This window comes from Flavobacterium sp. U410 (assembly GCF_053570605.1).
Genome location: NZ_JBSEFI010000005.1, coordinates 64,931 through 83,583 on the forward strand (window position 1 = coordinate 64,931; position 18,653 = coordinate 83,583).

The window sequence follows — 18,653 nt, forward strand, 5'->3', positions numbered from 1 at the left end:
TACTAATAATAGTTGTTATTTTGTGACGAATTATTTTTACAACATGAAAAAGATTTATTTTATTGTCATATTCAGTGTTTTAAGTTTTACTATTGTCTTTACGGGCTGTGCCAAACGAGGAACTATCACAGGAGGTCCAAAGGATACTATTCCTCCTGCAATTCTATATTCCTCTCCAAAAAACTATATGACGAATTTTAATGCAGAAGAAATCAGGATCACATTTACCGAACTGATAAAAGTAAAAGACATTAGTAAACAGTTGATTATTTCTCCTCCTATGAAAAATCAGCCTACTATTTTGCCTCAGGGAAGTGCCAGTAAATTCATTTCCATTAAAATTAAAGATACTCTTCAGCCTAATACTACGTATAGTTTTAATTTTGGTCAAAGTATTACTGATAACAACGAAGGGAATCCTTATTCTCAATACAAATATGTTTTTTCTACCGGAAGTTATATTGACTCTTTGACCATTGTTGGGAAAATTAAAGATGCGGTGGAGCAAAAACCAGATAATTTTGTTTCTGTTCAATTGTATGATGCCAAAACATATACCGATTCAACTGTTTACAAAGAAAGTCCGCTTTATGTGACTAATACATTAGACAGTTTGAAATTATTTGCACTCGAAAACTTAAAAGAAGGCAGCTATTACATTGTTGCTTTAAAAGACAAGAACAGCAACTATAAGTTTGACCCAAAAACGGATAAAATCGGCTTCCTGAAACAAGCTATTACTATCCCTAATGATACAGTTTTTGAATTGGAGCTTTTTAAAGAAACTACTCCTTTTAAAGCATCAAAACCTTCACAAGAAACAACTAATAAACTGTACATGGGATTTGAAGGTGAACCTAAAGATGCTAAGATAACTATAAAAAATACTGGTGAAGAAGTCCCTTTTCGAATGACAAAATTTCCGCAAACCGGAAAAGATTCGGTACAACTTTTTATTCCATTTGTAAAAGCTGATTCGCTTAATATTACTGTTTCCAAAGGTGATTTCACTAAAGATTTTACCACAAAGATTAAAGAGCAGAAAACAGCTGATTCACTTTCTATCGCTGCAAAACAAAAAGGAACTTTACACTTTAGAGACCGCTTTACTTTAGTGACTGAAACTCCATTAGAAAAAATTGATAAAGAAAAAATCAAATTAATTAATAAAGATTCTGTGGCAGTTCCTTTTGATTTAAAATATGATTTATATGAAAGAGAAATTGTATTTGATTTTGAGAAAAAAGAAGAAGAAAAATATAATTTAACGGCTCTTCCTGGAGCTTTTGAAGATTTTTATAATACAAAAAGCGACACCATTTCAATAAATTTTGCAACTAGCTCTTATGATGATTACGGTAACTTAAAAGTCAATTTGAAATCCGTTAAACGTTTTCCTTTGATTTTAGAAATCTTGACAAGTGACGGAAAAGTAAAAGATTCTTTGACTTCTACAGGAGAACGAACCTTATTCTTTAAAGCATTAGAACCGAGTGAATATACCTTAAGAGTCATTTATGATGACAATGGAAATGGAAAATGGGATACCGGGAACTTTTTGGAAAAACGCCAAGCCGAAGAAATAGAATACCTATCCAAAACAGTTCAAGTAAGGGCTAGTTGGGACTGGGATCAAGATTTTTAGAATAAAAAAAGCAGCTAAAAGCTGCTTTTTTTATTCTATATTGAATGTATCTCTATCATTCAAAAAGTTAAACTTCTCTCGGTTCGCCAACATTTTATCCTTATCCAGCTTAACTACTTTAATATCATCTTCTTCAAAAGGCGCAATCAATTCGTTGCCTAAATCATCTAAAGCTTGTGAATGCCCCACATAAGGCATTCCATTAGCATCAGTTCCGATTCTATTCACCGCTATTACATAACTCATATTTTCAATAGCTCTTGCTTTTAACAAAGCATCCCAAGCTTGCATTCTTGGTTTCGGCCAATTGGCAACATACAATAACAAATCATATTCTTCTACATTTCGAGCAAAAACCGGAAAACGCAAATCGTAACAAACCAACGGACAGATTTTCCATCCTTTGTATTCTACTATTAATTTTTCTTGCCCTTTGGTATAAATTTTTTCTTCTCCTGCTAAAGTAAACAAATGACGTTTGTTGTAAAACTGAAGTTCTCCATTAGGAAATACAAAAACCAATCGGTTGTAAAACTTACCTTCTTCTTGTATCACCAAACTTCCCGTAATGGCTATTTTTTTGGTTTTTGCCAAACTTTTTAACCATTGAATAGTTTCTCCATCCATTGTTTCAGCAACTCGCTCAGGATTCATGGTAAAACCGGAAGAAAACATTTCGGGTAAAACTAACATATCGAACTTTTTAGAAGTCGACAAAATTTTACTTTCCAAATTTAATCGGTTTGCAATTGGATTTTCCCAAACTAGTGCTGTTTGAACTAAAGCAACTCTCATAGTAATCGATTTTTGACAAATGTACTTAAAAAAACAAACCTGCCAGACGTAATCTAGCAGGTTGCTTTATAATTAATTTCTAAACGAAATATATTTATTTTAAACTAGCTTTTAAGAACTCACGGTTCATACGAGCAATGTTTTCTAAAGAAATTCCTTTAGGACATTCAATTTCACAAGCTCCTGTATTGGTACAGTTCCCGAAACCTTCTTCGTCCATTTGGCGAACCATGTTTAGTACACGATCTGTAGCTTCAACACGTCCTTGAGGCAATAAAGCATATTGAGATACTTTAGCACCTACAAACAACATAGCTGAACCATTTTTACAAGTAGCCACGCAAGCACCACAGCCAATACAAGCAGCAGCTTCGAAAGCTTTATCTGCATCTGATTTAGGCACAGGAATAGAGTTTGCATCAATAGTATTACCTGAAGTATTTACCGACACGAAACCACCAGCTTGCTGAATTCTATCAAAAGCACTTCTATCTACTACTAAGTCTTTTATTACTGGAAAAGCTTTACTTCTCCATGGTTCGATGTAGATAGTATCTCCGTCTTTAAATTTACGCATGTGCAACTGACACGTTGTAATTCCAGTTTCCGGTCCGTGTGCACGCCCATTGATAAATAAAGAACACATACCGCAAATACCCTCACGACAGTCGTGATCAAATGCTACCGGTTCTTTCTTTTCTGTAACCAATTGTTCGTTTAATTGGTCTAACATTTCTAAAAAGGAACTGTCTGTTGAAACATTATCTAATTTATACGTTTCCATTCCTCCTTTAGTCTTAGCGTTTTTTTGACGCCAAACTTTAAGATTGATATTGATATTTTTTGAAGCCATGATTTTTCTTTTTAAGTGATTAGTGATGAGTCCTTAGTGAGATTAGCAAATTATAAAACTAATTACTATTTACTTTTCACTAATGGCTAATTACTATTTATAATTTCTAGCTGCGATTTTGATGAACTCGTATTTAAGTTCTTCTTTGTGTAATTCCTCTTGTTTAATATCTTCACCTTTGTATTCCCAAGCTCCTACGAAAGAGAAATTAACATCATCACGAAGTGTTTCTCCTTCAGCATCTTGGTACTCATCTCTAAAGTGACCACCACAAGATTCTTTACGTTGTAAAGCATCCATTGCCATTAATTGACCTAATTCTAAGAAGTCAGCCACACGGAATGCTTTTTCCAATTCAGGATTTAATTCATCAGCTGAACCTGGAACATAAACGTCTTTATGGAACTCTGCACGTAATTTATCGATAGCTTCAATAGCTTCTTTTAAACCTTGTTCGTTACGAGCCATACCTACTTTATTCCACATGATGTGACCTAATTCTTTATGGAAATGATCTACTGATTTAGAACCGTTATTGTTCAAATATTTTGCAATTTGATCTTTAACTTTTTTCTCAGCCTCAATAAACTCAGGTAAATCTGTAGAAATTTTCCCTGTACGAATTTCATCCGCCAAATAGTTAGAAACTGTATAAGGCAATACGAAGTAACCATCAGCTAAACCTTGCATTAAAGCAGAAGCTCCTAAACGGTTAGCACCGTGATCAGAGAAGTTAGCTTCACCGGCAACGAAACATCCAGGAATTGATGATTGTAAGTTATAATCAACCCAAACACCACCCATAGTATAGTGAACCGCCGGATAAATCTTCATTGGAGTTTCGTATGGATTCTCATCTGTAATCTTTTGATACATTTGGAACAAGTTACCATATTTCTCTTCAATCCATTGTTTACCTAATTTGATAATTTCTTCTTCAGACGGATTGTGGTTACCGTGAGCATACGCTACTTCTTTTCCTTTGTTTTTAATTTCAGAAGAGAAGTCAAGGTAAACACCTTCACCAGTAGCATTGTTTTCAATACCGTAACCAGCGTCACAACGCTCTTTCGCAGCTCTTGAAGCTACGTCACGAGGCACTAAGTTACCGAAAGCAGGATATCTTCTTTCTAAGAAATAATCTCTATCTTCTTCAGCAATTTGAGTCGGTTTTAATTTCCCTGCTCTTATTGCTTCTGCATCTTCTTTTTTCTTTGGAACCCAAATACGTCCTGAGTTACGTAATGACTCAGACATCAAGGTTAGTTTAGATTGGTTTGTTCCGTGAACCGGAATACAAGTTGGGTGAATTTGCACATAACAAGGATTTGCAAAGTGAGCTCCTTGTTTGTGGATTTTCCATGCCGCTGTTACGTTACTTCCCATTGCGTTTGTAGACAAGAAGTAAACATTACCATAACCACCGGAAGCAATTACTACAGCGTGAGCCGAATGTCTTTCAATTTCACCAGTAATTAAATTACGAGCAATAATACCACGAGCTTTTCCGTCAACTTTTACCAATTCTAACATTTCGTGACGGTTGTACATTTTAACACGTCCTAAACCGATTTGTCTTGATAAAGCGGAATACGCTCCTAATAATAATTGTTGTCCTGTTTGTCCTGCAGCGTAGAATGTACGTTTTACTTGTACCCCACCGAACGAACGGTTATCTAAAGTTCCTCCGTATTCACGAGCAAAAGGAACACCTTGAGCCACACATTGGTCAATAATATTTCCAGAAACTTCAGCTAAACGATAAACGTTTGCTTCACGTGCACGGTAGTCACCTCCTTTAATTGTATCATAAAATAAACGATATGTACTATCACCATCGTTTTGATAATTTTTTGCAGCATTGATACCTCCTTGTGCAGCAATAGAGTGTGCACGACGAGGAGAATCTTGAAAACAAAATGCTTTTACATTATATCCCATTTCTCCTAATGAGGCAGCCGCCGAAGCACCAGCCAAACCAGTTCCTACAACAATAATGTCGATTTTCGGGCGGTTATTAGGAGCAACTAATTTTAAGTGATTTTTATAATCAGTCCATTTTTGTGCTAATGGTCCTTCAGGTATTTTAGAATCTAACTTCATAATAATATGTGTTGATTATTTTGTAAAGTGAATATATAAAGGAATAATAGCAAACAATAGTGGAACTATGATTGCGAAAGCTCTTCCTATCAACTTGATAGTTGGCGTAAAACTGTTGTTAATTCCTAATGATTGGAATGCACTTTGGAAACCATGCCATAAGTGAAAAGCCAAAACAGCCATTGCTAAAACATAAAATAGAGTAAACACTAACCCTAGTTTTGGATCTCTAAAGAAATCAACAGTGATTTTGTGTAAATCTTTGTAAACATTTCCGATTTTGATATCAGCCATTGCATTGTAAACTTCAGTTGTGTTTACAATTTTCAATTGTTTTGGCATCATCATATTAGTTGAATCTTTAGTTTCACTTTCTAATGCTACTTGATCCACCATATAATATTGTCCTTCAGCTGTACCCACATAAAACTCTCTTTCTGGCTGACCTTGTACAGAAACCTTTTGTTTCATTAAAGGAATGTGTTTGTCGAAATGCATTTTCGCCCAAAAATTAACCATGTGCGTTGCAATAAACACTAAAATAAGTGTACCCAAAACAGCCATATAGCGAGAAGGTAATCCACTATTTGCAGCTGCATCTGTTTTAACATAAGCAACTGGACGAGCCGCCTTGTTTTGAAATGTTAACAATATTCCATCTACAGCGTGGAATATAATTGAGATATACGTTAAGTACGATAAAATTTTTACTGCTGGATTGGTAGTCATGAACAAAGCATACTCATTAAACTGTTTTGCCGTACCAAAAATCAGTTGTAGATTTCCGGCCAAGTGACCTGCCAAAAACAAGCATAAAAATAAACCTGTAAGAGCCATCCAATATTTCTTTGCAATAGATGACTTTAAAAGCGCTGATTTTGCCATAATTTTATTTGATTGTAATAGTTTTATAAAAATCAAACAAAAATACGCTTATTTGATTTTAACTACAACCTTTTAGTCTTAATTTATAATCAATATAAAATATATCACAACTATCTGATACACTTTAAATTACAAATAAAAAAATCACAAACTAAAAGATAAAAATAAAATTTTATTGCTATTTTAGTATACATATATGTTATCTAAATTTATTTTTTAGATCCAATTAACAGCTTTTACATAATTATCTTTTTACCTTTGATACATTAAAAATCTATACTTATATTATTATGAAATATCAGGCTATAGACCGCGAATTATTTATCAAAAATCGTAAAAAGTTTGCGGCTCAAATGAAACCTAACAGTGTTGCTGTTTTTAATTCTAACGATATTTATCCGGTAAGTGCAGACAGTACTTTACCTTTTGCTCAACATAGAGATATTTTCTACTTAAGTGGAGTGGATCAAGAAGAAAGTATCTTATTGCTTTTTCCTGATGCGCCTTACGAGCATTTAAAAGAGATTTTATTTTTAAGAGAAACCAATGAGCATATCGCTATTTGGGAAGGTGAAAAATTAACCAAAGAAAGAGCTTTTGAGGTTTCTGGGGTTAAAAATGTGATTTGGTTACAAGATTTTAACAAAACCTTAAAAGAAGTATTAGCCTATGCTGATACTATGTATTTAAATACCAATGAGCATTATCGCGCTACTATTGAAACGCAAACTCGAGAAGATCGTTTCATCAAATGGTTCAAAGAAAACTATCCGGCTCATAAAGTAGAAAAATCAAATCCTATTTTACAAAAATTGCGTTCTGTTAAAGAACCACAAGAATTGGAATTGATTCAAACGGCTTGTAACATTACCGAAAAAGGTTTCAGAAGAATCTTAGGTTTTGTAAAACCCGGCGTTATGGAGTACGAAATCGAAGCGGAATTTGCTCACGAATTTTTACGCAATCGCTCTAAAGGTTTTGCTTACACACCTATTATTGCCAGCGGAAATAACGCTAATGTTTTACATTACATTGAAAACAACAAAGAATGTAAATCAGGCGATTTATTACTATTAGACGTTGGTGCAGAATATGCAAATTATTCTAGTGATATGACTAGAACTATTCCGGTTTCCGGAAAATTTACAGATCGCCAAAAAGCAGTTTACAATGCTGTTTTAAGAGTTAAAAACGAAGCCGCAAAAATGTTGGTTCCGGGAAATCTTTGGAAACAATACCATGTTGAAGTAGGTAAAATCATGACATCAGAACTTTTAGGCTTAGGCTTATTAGACAAAGCTGATGTACAAAATGAAAATCCTGATTGGCCAGCGTATAAAAAATATTTCATGCACGGAACTTCTCACCACATGGGATTAGACACGCATGATTACGGTTTATTACATTTGCCAATGGAAGCCAATATGGTTTTCACTATTGAACCGGGAATTTATATTCCGGAAGAAGGTTTCGGAATTCGTATCGAAGATGACGTAGTAATCCAGCCTAGTGGAGAACCATTTAATCTGATGAAAAATATTCCTATTGAAGCTGACGAAATTGAAAGCTTGATGAATTTATAAAATGAAAATCGGTTCTATGTAGAACCGATTTTTTTATAATCAAAAAAAAGTTACTGACAAACTGTTGTCATATTGTGTTTTTAATTTTGTTTCATAAACATAAAAAACAAACAATATGAACACTAATGCACAAGTAATCACTCCTGAACATCTGTTAAAACATTGGCAAGGTCACCGTGCCTTAACTCGTCGTGTTATTGAGGTTTTTCCTGAAAAAGATTTTTTTGATTTCTCTATTGGAGGAATGCGTCCTTTTTCTCAATTAATCTCTGAGCTTTTGGCTATTGCTGTTCCCGCATTAAAAGGAATTGTAAACAGAGAAGAACAGCTGTATCAAGAAGAACAAAGCGCATCATTAACCACAAAAGCACAATACTTACAAAAATGGGATGAAGCTACAAAAGAGATCAACCAATATTGGAGCAAACTTTCTATTGAAGATTTTGAAAAAACATTTAATCTTTTTGGGCAATATGAGTTCCCGATCATTGAAAACATTCTATACTTCATTGATAACGAAGTTCATCACAGAGGGCAAGCCTACGTCTATTTAAGAGCACTTGGACTAACACCTCCCTTTTTCTGGGAAAGAGAATTATAATAAAACTAAACCCCGAGGTTTTTTCGGGGTTTATGTTAACAAGCCTGTTTTGTAGTTCTCTAATAATTCCAATACCCTTTCTTTTAACCTTTTTGGCTCGACTATAACGGCAAAATCCATAAACATCAGTAACCATCTTGAGAAACCATTTTCAATGTCACGACTTAAAAAAGTCATTTCTATCTTGTCCTCTACATTTTTCTGAGAAATAAAACCATGGTATTTTTTCTCATTTTCAAGATATTTGGAAACCTTTTTATCTACTAAAAGCACCACTTTTGTAGTAGGATATTCTTTTTCTTTGTTTAGATATATTTCTAAAGCTTCATGTTCTTTTACAAACGGAAGTTTTGTTATTTTAATACTTTGAATCCTATCTGCCCTAAATTGGCGATAATCCTTTCTCAAATGACAAAAACCGAACACATACCAGTTATTATTATCGTGAAAGATCCCAACCGGCTCAATAGTTCTTTCCGATACTTCTTGAGCTTCAAACGCCTGATATTGTAATTTCACTTGCGTTTTATCAGCAATGCTTTCAAAAAGAACGGCCATTGCTTCCGGTACAGCATCATTAAATAACTTACTTCCTGTTCTCTGAACAATAACTTTTGACTCAATAGCTGACAACCAATCCTTGTCAGAGTTTCTCAAGACAGATTTGATTTTAAACATAGCAGAAGTGTAATGTGCTCCTAATTCTTTATCAATGAATGTCTGCATCAGTTTTTCAGCCGCAATAAAACTACCGGCTTCTTCGCGGGTAAACATTACCGGAGGCAATCGATATCCTTCTACTAATGAATAACCGACACCCGGCTCTCCATAGACCGGAACTCCGGAAGCCTCTAAAGAGCGAATATCCCTATAGATTGTTCTTAAACTTACCTCAAAACGATCTGCCAGTTCTTGTGCTTTTACAACTCTTTTTGATTGCAATTGTATGAGCAAGGCAACAATCCGGTCAAACCGCTTCGGAGAATTATCAAGCATACTAATTCGTTTTCTCAAAAATAACCATTTGTATCGGATTCCTAATCATAAATATTCACAATCTATCGTTTCTTATTACCTCTTTTACCCTTCTAAACTTCATTTCTACACTCATACTTTTCTCGAAATATAATTACCTTACTATTGCTTTCTAATCCTTACTTTTGCAAAAACTGATTCTTTTGAAAAAAGTCCATTATAAAAAAGCTATCATTAACTACACCGAAAACGGCTCAGGAAACACTGTTGTTTTACTTCATGGTTTCTTGGAGAACCTAAAAATGTGGTGTTATTTGGAACCTGAATTGGCTAAAAACTATCATGTTGTTGCTATTGATTTATTAGGTCATGGTGAAACCGAAAGTTTGGGTTACATCCACACGATGGAAGATATGGCTGATGCTGTTTTTCATGTGCTCCAACATCTAAAAATTAAAGAAGCGGTTTTAATTGGACACTCCATGGGTGGCTACACAGCATTGGCTTTTACTGAATTATACCCTGAGATGGTCAAAGGAATAGTTCTCTTGAATTCGACCACAAAAGAAGATTCGCCAACTAAAAAGAAAAATAGAGATCGAGCCAAAAAAGTGTTCCAAAAAAATCATATTGCTGCTATTTCCATGGCTATTGTCAATTTATTTAGTGAGAGCAATCAAACCGCAATGGCAGAAGAAATTGAACATGTAAAAAATGAAGCTGTCAAAACATCTTTACAAGGAATTCTAGCCACTCAAGAAGGGATTAAACTTCGAAAAGACCGCGAATTCATTCTACATCAAGCAGATTTTCCGAAATTACTGATCATTGGCGACAAAGATCCGGTTTTAGATCTTAAAGAAACTTTACAGCAAGCTGAAGGAACCAACACAACAGTACTAGTTTTTAACGGAGGACACATGAGCTACCTTGAAAACAAAGAAGAGACTAATCGTGAAATTTTAAAATTTCTAAAAACTATCTTTTAAAAGATACTGTTTAAAAAATAGACTTTTTAAACAGTATCTTTCCGGTTATTTTTAACTTATTTCAATGCTTGTTCTAAGTCTTGAAGTAAATCTTCAATATCTTCTACACCAACACTTAAACGAACCATATCATCTGTAATGCCTACTTCAGCTCGCTTTTCAGCAGGTATAGAGGCATGCGTCATTAATGCCGGATGATTTGCTAAAGATTCTACTCCTCCCAGAGATTCTGCTAAAGTAAATACTTTCACTTTTTCTAAGAATTGTATAGCATCTTCTTTTGCACCCGATTTAAATGTAAAAGTCACCATTCCCCCGAAACCGCCTTTCATCTGCTTAGCTGCAATATCATGATGAGGATGAGAAGCTAACCCCGGATAATACACCTTAGCCACAGCCGGATGATTATTCAAATATTCTGCAACTTTTTGTCCATTTTCACAATGACGTTGCACACGCAAATGCAGCGTTTTAATTCCTCTTAACACCAAATAGCTATCCATTGGCCCAAGTGTTCCTCCGGTAGCAAACTGTGCAAAATGCAATTTCTCCCCAAGAGCTGCATCTTTTACAATTAAAGCACCGGCAATAACATCTGAATGTCCACCTAAATATTTGGTAGCCGAATGCATTACAATATCAGCACCTAAATCTAAAGGACGTTGCAAATAAGGTGTTGCAAAAGTGTTATCTACTGCAAATAGAATATCGGGATATTTTTGCGTAATTTTTGCAATCTCAGCAATATCCGCTAATTTCATTAATGGATTGGTTGGTGTTTCTACCCAAACTAATTTTGTATTTTCATTAATCAAAGCTTCTAATGCCGAAAGGTTTGTCATATCTACGAAATGGAATTTGATTCCGAATTCACTATAAATACGACTAAACATACGATACGTTCCTCCGTATAAATCGTCCATAGCAATAACCTCATCGCCCGGTTTAAGCAATTTCAACACAGAATCGGTTGCTGCTAATCCCGATGAAAAAGCTAACCCTTTCGTTCCGTTTTCAATGCTTGCCAAAGCATCTTCTAATGCAGTACGCGTTGGGTTTGCCGCTCGGCTATATTCATAATCTCCAACTGGTTTTCCCGGAGACACTTGTGCAAAAGTAGAGGTTTGAAATACAGGAGGCATTACTGAACCTGTAACTTCTTCATGATGCTGCCCACCATGAATGGCTTTTGTATTAAACTTCATGATTTTAAATTTTGGACAAAGTTAGCTAATTAGACTAACTTTTTAAGTTGTAAAATAACGCCGATGTGTAATCCTTCATGAAAATTATTGAACTCGAAAGCTTCTTTCACATTGTGAATTGTAAAATTCCCTGTTTGTGTGGTATACTCAAAAAAGTTTTTAAAGATACCCAACTCAAAATCGGTTTTTTGCTGTTCTATTGTTGAGAAAAGCATTCCTTTTATTTCATTTACTTCTTCTTGTGTAACCGGAGATGTTGGTACTGTCCCTTTTTGATATTTTGCAACAATTTCATCTGAAATATACATTGGCAAACCGGATAGTTTGTATACTAAAAGTTGTTGGGTTACCACAATATGTCCTATGTTCCAAATAATGTTATTTCTAAAACCTTGCGGGATAGTATTTAACTGTTCCAAGCTAAGTTCTTCTAAAAAAGGAGCTAAAACTTGTCGGCTGGTTTGATTGATTCTAAAAGTAGTTTCCATATTTTTGATTTTCTAACGAAGTTACGAAAAGAACTTTACAAATAGACCTTTCATTTGCTCTTTAGCCCCGATAGCAGCGACACCTTGTAAAGCGGATAGCGGGAAAATGAATGGCAAACAAACTTTAACATTCGCTTCAAATTCTTACTTTTGTACTAAATACTACTTCATGAAAAAGATTTACTACTTAAAAACGTGCGATACTTGTAAACGTATTTTACAATCGATACCTAACTTAAAAGATTTTGAACTTCAGGATATAAAAGAGCACCCCATCACGGTTAAACAATTGGAAGAAATGCACAAATTGTCTAAAAGTTATGAAAGTTTATTTAGTAAAAGAGCGAAATTGTATAAAGAAATGGACTTGAAAGACGAAAAATTATCGGAAGCCGATTTTAAACGCTATATTTTAGAACATTACACTTTTTTAGCCCGTCCGGTAATTATTAGCGATGATTCTATTTTTATTGGCAACAGTCCAAAAAACTTAAAAGCATTAGCTGATTTTTTAAATTCTTAGTTGATTCAAAAAAACTTTTTCTATATTAGCTTCACAATATTTTGTTGTAATCACTAACTATAATTATAAAAGCGTTATCTTAAAGTCAGACTAATGTCTGACTTTTTCTTTTAACGACAGAATATTAAGTCTTTTTGGCTTATCCGCTTCAATTAATTACTTTTGTAGTCTATATCACGAATATATGATACAATCTATGACCGGTTTTGGTAAAGCGTTTTTACAATTACCAACCAAGAAAATTACTGTTGAAATAAAATCTTTAAATAGCAAAGGGCTTGATTTGAATGTGAGAATGCCTTCTGTTTATCGCGAAATGGAGCTTTCCCTTCGCAATACTGTTTCACAAAGCTTAGAACGTGGCAAAATCGATTTTTCGCTTTATGTTGAAATTACCGGAGAAGAAACTACTTCTAAAATAAATGTTCCGATTGTAAAAAGCTATATCCATCAAATGCAAGCAGTTATTCCTGATGCTGATGCTACGGAATTAATGAAAATGGCAGTTAGAATGCCTGATGCTCTTAAAACAGAGCGTGAAGATATTGATGAGAACGAGTGGAAGCAAATTGAAAACATCATAAGCGAAGCTCTGACAAACATCAATCAATTCAGAACAGAAGAAGGTGCGAGCTTGGAAAAAGATTTCAAATTACGCATCCAAAATATCCGCACTTACATGGATGAAGCTTTAGCTCTTGATCCGGAGCGCATACAAAACGTAAAAGAGCGTTTACAAAATGCCATTACAGAATTAGGCACTTCAGTTGACGAAAATCGTTTTGAACAAGAATTGATTTATTATCTTGAAAAATTGGACATCACGGAAGAAAAAGTTCGTTTAGGAAATCACTTGGATTATTTTCTCCAAACGATGGAAGGCAAAGAAGCTAATGGTAGAAAACTAGGCTTTATTTCGCAAGAGATGGGAAGAGAAATCAATACCATGGGTTCTAAATCGAATCACGCGGGTATGCAAAAGCTAGTCGTAAAAATGAAAGACGAATTAGAAAAAATCAAAGAACAAGTTTTAAATGTTCTTTAGTTGTCATATCAAAACTACTTAAAAAAATAACAACGCAACACTACAAAATGAGTTCAACACAAAAAGGTAAATTAATTGTTTTTTCGGCTCCATCCGGATCGGGCAAAACTACTATTGTCAGGTATTTATTAGGAAAAGAGGAATTAGATTTAGAATTTTCTATTTCATGCACTACCCGAGCACCACGCGGTGAAGAAGTAGCTGGAAAAGATTACTATTTTATTTCTTGGGAAGAGTTCAAAAAACATATTAAAGCGGAAGATTTTGTGGAATGGGAAGAAGTGTATACCGACAATTTCTATGGAACGCTAAAAACAGAAGTGGAACGCATCTGGGCCAAAGGAAAGCATGTAATTTTTGATATTGATGTAGCCGGTGGACTTCGCATCAAACGTAAATTTCCGGAAGAAACGTTAGCTGTTTTTGTGAAACCGCCCAGTGTTGATGAATTAAAACGTCGTTTAAAAGAACGTTCGACAGAAAGTGAAGACAAGATTAACATGCGAATTGCTAAAGCACACGTTGAACTAGCAACTGCCCCACAATTTGACACTATTATTAAGAATTATGATTTAGATACTGCTAAAGAAGAAGCCTATCAATTGGTTAAAGAATTTATATCTAAGAAGTAATTAGTAACTAGCCACTAATTTTATGAAAATCGGATTGTATTTTGGAACGTTTAACCCTATTCACATAGGCCATGTGATTATAGCTAATCATTTTGCTGAATATTCTGATTTAGATCAAATTTGGATGGTGGTAACACCCCATAATCCGCTCAAACAAAAAAACACTTTATTAGACGATTATCATCGGTTACACATGGTTCATTTGGCTACGGAAGCCTATGAAAAAATTAAACCGAGCGATATTGAATTCAAATTACCTCAACCGAATTATACAGTTAATACTTTAGCGCATTTACAAGAAAAGTTTCCTAAGTACGAATTTTGTTTGATTATGGGCGAAGACAATTTGAATTCGCTACATAAATGGAAAAACTATGAAGTCATTCTTCAAAATCATGAGGTTTATGTGTATCCAAGAGTGAATTCGGGAGAAATTGATGAGCAGTTTATCAATCATCCTAAAATTCATCGTGTAGGTGCTCCGGTTATTGAGCTTTCGTCTACTTTTATCCGAAAAAGCATAAAAGACGGTAAAAGCGTAAGACCAATGCTTCCTGAAAATGTTTTAGAGTATGTAGAACATAATTTATTTTATAAAAAATAGAAAGGCTAAAAATAATTCAGCCTTTTCTTTTATTGCATTCTTTTACGAATCTCGTCTAACGTGTGATTAATTAATAATTTTCCATCTCGAAAAACTTCTTGCAATTCTCCTGTTTTTTCTTCTTCCCAAGAAACCTCATCAACCAATTTATATTTATTGTTATCTGTTTCTATTTTCATCAATCCTTTAGCTGATTTTTTAGTTCCGTCATCTGTAATAGGATCTTTAAAAATAGCTCGTCCTTCTCCATTCACTTCTCCGTAAGTAGCTTTCATGGCAAAACCAAAAGTATCACGAGTATTGTATTTATAAGTAAAAGATCCTATTCCTAAAACTACATTCGTAGATGCAAATCCTTTTTCTTTCAATTTTTCACAAATTTGAGTCGCTCTATCAATGGTAATACTATCGCCATAAATTGCACCAATTTGAGGTATTAATTCTTTGTAGCCTTTTTCATTTATTCTTCCTCCGAATGTATCCCAAAGCAGTTCGACTACTCCTTTTCTTTCTTCAACTGTTTTCCCATTCGGATTGCCGCATAAAATATAAATCGGATCACCACTATCGGGACGAATTACAACTTTACCTTCACGATTAACGATTTCTTCTTTCAATTTAGGAAGATAATCTGTTAGCACTTTCCACAAATCCCAAGTATCAGAAACAATAGAAACAACCCCTTTAGGATAAACGTCACAAATCAACCTTTTAAAGGTATCATATTCTCCTTCTGTAGTTCCCATACACATTACTGAATGTTCCGTTGCTGCAACGGACCCACCAATTAATTCTTTATCCGAATCGGCATTATAATATTCTTCCAAAAATTCAATAGCCGGAATGGTATCGGTTCCTGTAAAACTCAACAAATGTCCCGCTGCAGAAATTACTGCAGCTTCAATTCCTGCCATTCCTCTCATTGAGAAATCATGTGCTTGCCAATCTACAAATTCGGGAACAGATGACGTTTCTGCCGCATACTTGTCTAACACTTTTCGATACTGTTTTGCTATTGTAGCTGAATTACAAGGCAACCACACAACAGCAGACAATAAAGTTTCAAAATAATTAGTCAACCAAAAAAAATCGGGCAATGTATTATACATGGTAAACATTGGTATGCGAATGGGTACAGAAGCACCTTCAGGAAGCGCTTTAAAAACCATTGGGATATAACCTAAGTCATGTAGTTCTTCAATATGCTTTATTCCTACCTGATTTTCTCCCAAATAATTATTGATTCGGCGCGCATATTTTTTGGTAACTTCTTCTTTTGGTTTATTAAAAAAATGCGTTTGAAAATCTTCTAAAATGTATTTTTTAATAAAATATTGTAAACCGAAGAAAACCACTTCATCTACATTTTGAATTCTTGATTTTCTTGGTGTCCAGTTCGAATATACTAAACTGGTTCCTTCCGGATACTGTCTTCTATGATCTACTTTGTATCCGTCCGTTAATAATATTGGGTTCATATTTTTATTTTTTATAACCACAAAAGGTTACCCTGTTGTTTTTTATAAAAAAACAACAAAGGATTCTTTTATAGATTAGCTTTCTCCATCAAAGCAAATCCTAACAAGTTTAATCCTTGCCACTTTTCCGGATTATGAACATCTTTATGGTCATTTGCCATTCCGATTCCCCAAATAGCATCAACCGGACTTGCTTCTACTAGTATTCTATTTTTAGTATTCAAAAGAAACTCTTTAAGCAATTGATTTTGACTAAACTTATGAAAATTACCTTCTTTTACTATTTTAAATCGGTTTTCATTCCAAATAAAATCTTCATAATTTTTAACTGCTCTTCCTAGCTTTTTAGCTTCAGCAGGAGATTCACAAATTAATATCTTTTCTAAAATCTCTTGATCTCCAAACAAATCAGCTTTTTTAGCCATCATCCAATGTTCTGCTGTTTTGTATTCTACACCTTCTACAACAAAACTACTTTCCCACCACTGACTCAAACACGTCTTGGTGATATTGCCGTCTTTAGAAGGTTGATGCCCCCAAAAGAAAAGAAACTTGTTTTCTGCATCTATATTTTCAATGGTATATTTCATATTACATTTTGATGTTGATTACTTCAACTTTATCATTTGTAATGTTCTTAAATGAGTTGGTCATAAATATTCGTTCAAAATCGTTCAAACTATCAAATCCTTTACTGAAAATTCCATGACTGACCGCCAGATACAATTTCCCGGCATTTTTATTTTTCAACTCCTTAGCCAAACCTGCGAAAGTTCCTCCACCGTCACAAATATCATCAACAATCAAACAAGACTTTTGCTGAAGGTCTTCGGCATACACTTTAAACCCGGAAAGTTTTCCCGTTTTTACATCTCTGCTTTTGCTACACTCCACTACTTCAACTCCTCCTAAATACTCAGATACTTTATAAATTTTCTTTAAAGCGCCTCCATCGGGAGAAATTAACAAAACTTCATCTCCTATTCTATTCTTCACTTTTTTTATAAACTCATGATTACTAATAACCTCACAATTATTCAACAAAGCAGGAGTCACTTCAGAGTGTGGATCAAAAACCTGTATCTTATTAAGATTTAGAGCATTTATAATATCGGTATACACTTTTACAGACAAAGGTTCACCAACTACCATTAGTCTATCTTGTCTTGCAGCCGGAAAATAAGGAATAAAGCCATTAATTGTTTTTACGCCCATTCTTCTTAAAGCATCTACAGCCAAACAAAACAATCCTAAATCATTAAATGAATTTATTCTGTGAGTAATCGTAATCACTTGATCAATATCAAAATTGAAAGTAATTTTAATATGTGGCTCACCTCCGGAAAAAGTAAAACTATTGAATTCTATTTCTTGTTGTTTTCCGAAAGGACTAAAGTGTGGGTCTAAGTTGAGAAACATAATATTTTGCGTTTATTTCACACAAATGTATATTTTATTTTTTTCTCGACAAAACTTTTTGTGTAAAATTTACGCAAATTTGATTTCAAAATGAAATCCTTCTCTTTCAAGCTTCTGATATTCAGAATATTTAAACTTATACAACTTTGCTGGTCTACCACTTTTTTTATTGGCAAACTCTTCTGTTTCTTCTATAATCCCGAAACTCAACATTTTTTTTCTAAAATTTCTTCGATCAATTTCTTTCTCCAAAATTGTGGTGTAAAGATTCTCTAATTCTGAAAACAAAAATTTTTCTGGAAGTAACCCGAACCCAATAGGTTTGTATGTTAGTTTGTCTTTTAAACGTATAATTGCTTTAGTAATCATTTCATTGTGATCGAAAGCTAAATTTGGGACGTTCTTGATTTTCGCCCAAGCAACAGTATCTGCATCAGTATCTGCTTTTAAAATTAATTTGGTCGGATCAACTAAACCAAAATAAGCAACAGAAACCACTCTATTTCTGGGATCTCTCGTAATATCATCACCAAAAGTATACAACTGTTCCAAGTAGTTAACTTTTACATTTGTTTCCTCTTGCAGTTCTCTTTTTACAGCATCTATTAATGATTCATCTTCTTTCACCAAACCTCCGGGAAGTGCCCAATATGAATTTTGACTTCCAAACTTTTGCTGAATCAATAAAACATAAAGCTCCATCTCTTTATATCCGAAAATAATTGCATCTACTGCCAGTCTTATTTCTTGCATATTTCACCTTTTGTGTAACTGATACACAAAAGTAAAGAAATAACCTTAACATTCCCTTATCAGTTGTTCTATTTTGC

General features: G+C 34.1%; 19 protein-coding genes. 8 read left to right on the forward strand and 11 right to left on the reverse strand.

Going from position 1 to position 18,653, the window contains the following annotated elements; translation table 11 throughout:
* The first annotated feature begins 43 nt into the window (after positions 1–43).
* The gene (locus ACUSJC_RS05210) at positions 44–1,645 is read left to right on the forward strand and encodes an Ig-like domain-containing protein (protein WP_449268495.1); all 1,602 of its coding nucleotides are present in this window, start codon (positions 44–46) and stop codon (positions 1,643–1,645) included.
* Positions 1,646–1,675: 30 nt separating this feature from the next.
* Here ACUSJC_RS05210 and ACUSJC_RS05215 read toward each other — a convergent pair whose 3' ends face one another.
* From ACUSJC_RS05215 to ACUSJC_RS05230, 4 genes are all read right to left on the reverse strand, one after another.
* Positions 1,676–2,440 (reverse strand): nitrilase family protein, encoded by a 765-nt coding sequence (locus ACUSJC_RS05215; RefSeq protein WP_449268496.1) that lies wholly within the window; start codon positions 2,438–2,440, stop codon positions 1,676–1,678.
* A 94-nt stretch (positions 2,441–2,534) separates the two neighbouring features.
* Positions 2,535–3,293 carry a succinate dehydrogenase/fumarate reductase iron-sulfur subunit gene (locus ACUSJC_RS05220; RefSeq protein WP_449268497.1) on the reverse strand — a complete coding sequence of 253 codons (759 nt, stop codon included), beginning with the start codon at positions 3,291–3,293 and terminating at the stop codon, positions 2,535–2,537.
* 93 nt (positions 3,294–3,386) lie between these two features.
* Positions 3,387–5,396: a fumarate reductase/succinate dehydrogenase flavoprotein subunit gene (locus tag ACUSJC_RS05225; RefSeq protein WP_449268498.1), complete on the reverse strand. Its 2,010-nt coding sequence runs from the start codon at positions 5,394–5,396 to the stop codon at positions 3,387–3,389.
* A gap of 15 nt (positions 5,397–5,411) precedes the next feature.
* Positions 5,412–6,281, reverse strand: a complete 870-nt coding sequence (locus tag ACUSJC_RS05230; protein WP_449268499.1) for a succinate dehydrogenase cytochrome b subunit — start codon at positions 6,279–6,281, stop codon at positions 5,412–5,414.
* Positions 6,282–6,571: 290 nt separating this feature from the next.
* Between ACUSJC_RS05230 and ACUSJC_RS05235 the strand changes: the two genes are divergently transcribed.
* A complete protein-coding gene (locus ACUSJC_RS05235) occupies positions 6,572–7,864 on the forward strand; it encodes an aminopeptidase P family protein (RefSeq protein ID WP_449268500.1) in 1,293 nt (430 codons plus the stop codon).
* A 115-nt stretch (positions 7,865–7,979) separates the two neighbouring features.
* Positions 7,980–8,465, forward strand: coding sequence for a DinB family protein (locus ACUSJC_RS05240; RefSeq protein WP_449268501.1), 486 nt, complete (start codon positions 7,980–7,982; stop codon positions 8,463–8,465).
* Positions 8,466–8,495: 30 nt separating this feature from the next.
* Here the strand turns inward: ACUSJC_RS05240 and ACUSJC_RS05245 are convergent, their stop codons facing one another.
* The gene (locus ACUSJC_RS05245; protein ID WP_449268502.1) at positions 8,496–9,461 is read right to left on the reverse strand and encodes a helix-turn-helix transcriptional regulator; all 966 of its coding nucleotides are present in this window, start codon (positions 9,459–9,461) and stop codon (positions 8,496–8,498) included.
* Between the two features lie 182 nt (positions 9,462–9,643).
* On the opposite strand from ACUSJC_RS05245, the gene ACUSJC_RS05250 reads away from it, so the two are divergent.
* A complete protein-coding gene (locus tag ACUSJC_RS05250) occupies positions 9,644–10,429 on the forward strand; it encodes an alpha/beta fold hydrolase (RefSeq protein ID WP_449268503.1) in 786 nt (261 codons plus the stop codon).
* 56 nt (positions 10,430–10,485) lie between these two features.
* Here the strand turns inward: ACUSJC_RS05250 and ACUSJC_RS05255 are convergent, their stop codons facing one another.
* A complete protein-coding gene (locus tag ACUSJC_RS05255; protein WP_449268504.1) occupies positions 10,486–11,634 on the reverse strand; it encodes a cystathionine gamma-synthase in 1,149 nt (382 codons plus the stop codon).
* Positions 11,635–11,663: 29 nt separating this feature from the next.
* On the reverse strand, positions 11,664–12,122 hold the full coding sequence (locus ACUSJC_RS05260) for a DinB family protein (protein ID WP_449268505.1): 459 nt from the start codon (positions 12,120–12,122) through the stop codon (positions 11,664–11,666).
* Positions 12,123–12,291: 169 nt separating this feature from the next.
* Between ACUSJC_RS05260 and ACUSJC_RS05265 the strand changes: the two genes are divergently transcribed.
* The 4 genes from ACUSJC_RS05265 to nadD all read left to right on the forward strand — a co-directional run bounded on the left by ACUSJC_RS05265 (position 12,292) and on the right by nadD (position 14,926).
* Entirely contained in the window at positions 12,292–12,645 is a 354-nt protein-coding gene (locus ACUSJC_RS05265) for an arsenate reductase family protein (protein ID WP_449268506.1), read from the forward strand.
* 184 nt (positions 12,646–12,829) lie between these two features.
* The gene (locus tag ACUSJC_RS05270; RefSeq protein ID WP_449268507.1) at positions 12,830–13,690 is read left to right on the forward strand and encodes a YicC/YloC family endoribonuclease; all 861 of its coding nucleotides are present in this window, start codon (positions 12,830–12,832) and stop codon (positions 13,688–13,690) included.
* Positions 13,691–13,737: 47 nt separating this feature from the next.
* Complete coding sequence (gene gmk, locus ACUSJC_RS05275; RefSeq protein WP_449268508.1) at positions 13,738–14,322, forward strand: guanylate kinase; 585 nt, start codon at positions 13,738–13,740, stop codon at positions 14,320–14,322.
* 22 nt (positions 14,323–14,344) lie between these two features.
* Positions 14,345–14,926, forward strand: a complete 582-nt coding sequence (gene nadD, locus ACUSJC_RS05280) for a nicotinate (nicotinamide) nucleotide adenylyltransferase (RefSeq protein WP_449268509.1) — start codon at positions 14,345–14,347, stop codon at positions 14,924–14,926.
* 29 nt (positions 14,927–14,955) lie between these two features.
* Here the strand turns inward: nadD and ACUSJC_RS05285 are convergent, their stop codons facing one another.
* The 4 genes from ACUSJC_RS05285 to ACUSJC_RS05300 form a co-directional block, all read right to left on the reverse strand.
* The gene (locus ACUSJC_RS05285; protein WP_449268510.1) at positions 14,956–16,404 is read right to left on the reverse strand and encodes a nicotinate phosphoribosyltransferase; all 1,449 of its coding nucleotides are present in this window, start codon (positions 16,402–16,404) and stop codon (positions 14,956–14,958) included.
* Positions 16,405–16,472: 68 nt separating this feature from the next.
* Positions 16,473–16,994: an NADAR family protein gene (locus tag ACUSJC_RS05290; RefSeq protein WP_449268511.1), complete on the reverse strand. Its 522-nt coding sequence runs from the start codon at positions 16,992–16,994 to the stop codon at positions 16,473–16,475.
* 1 nt (position 16,995) lies between these two features.
* Positions 16,996–17,823 (reverse strand): ribose-phosphate diphosphokinase, encoded by an 828-nt coding sequence (prs, locus tag ACUSJC_RS05295; RefSeq protein WP_449268512.1) that lies wholly within the window; start codon positions 17,821–17,823, stop codon positions 16,996–16,998.
* A 69-nt stretch (positions 17,824–17,892) separates the two neighbouring features.
* The gene (locus ACUSJC_RS05300) at positions 17,893–18,576 is read right to left on the reverse strand and encodes an NUDIX hydrolase (RefSeq protein WP_449268513.1); all 684 of its coding nucleotides are present in this window, start codon (positions 18,574–18,576) and stop codon (positions 17,893–17,895) included.
* Positions 18,577–18,653: the final 77 nt, after the last annotated feature.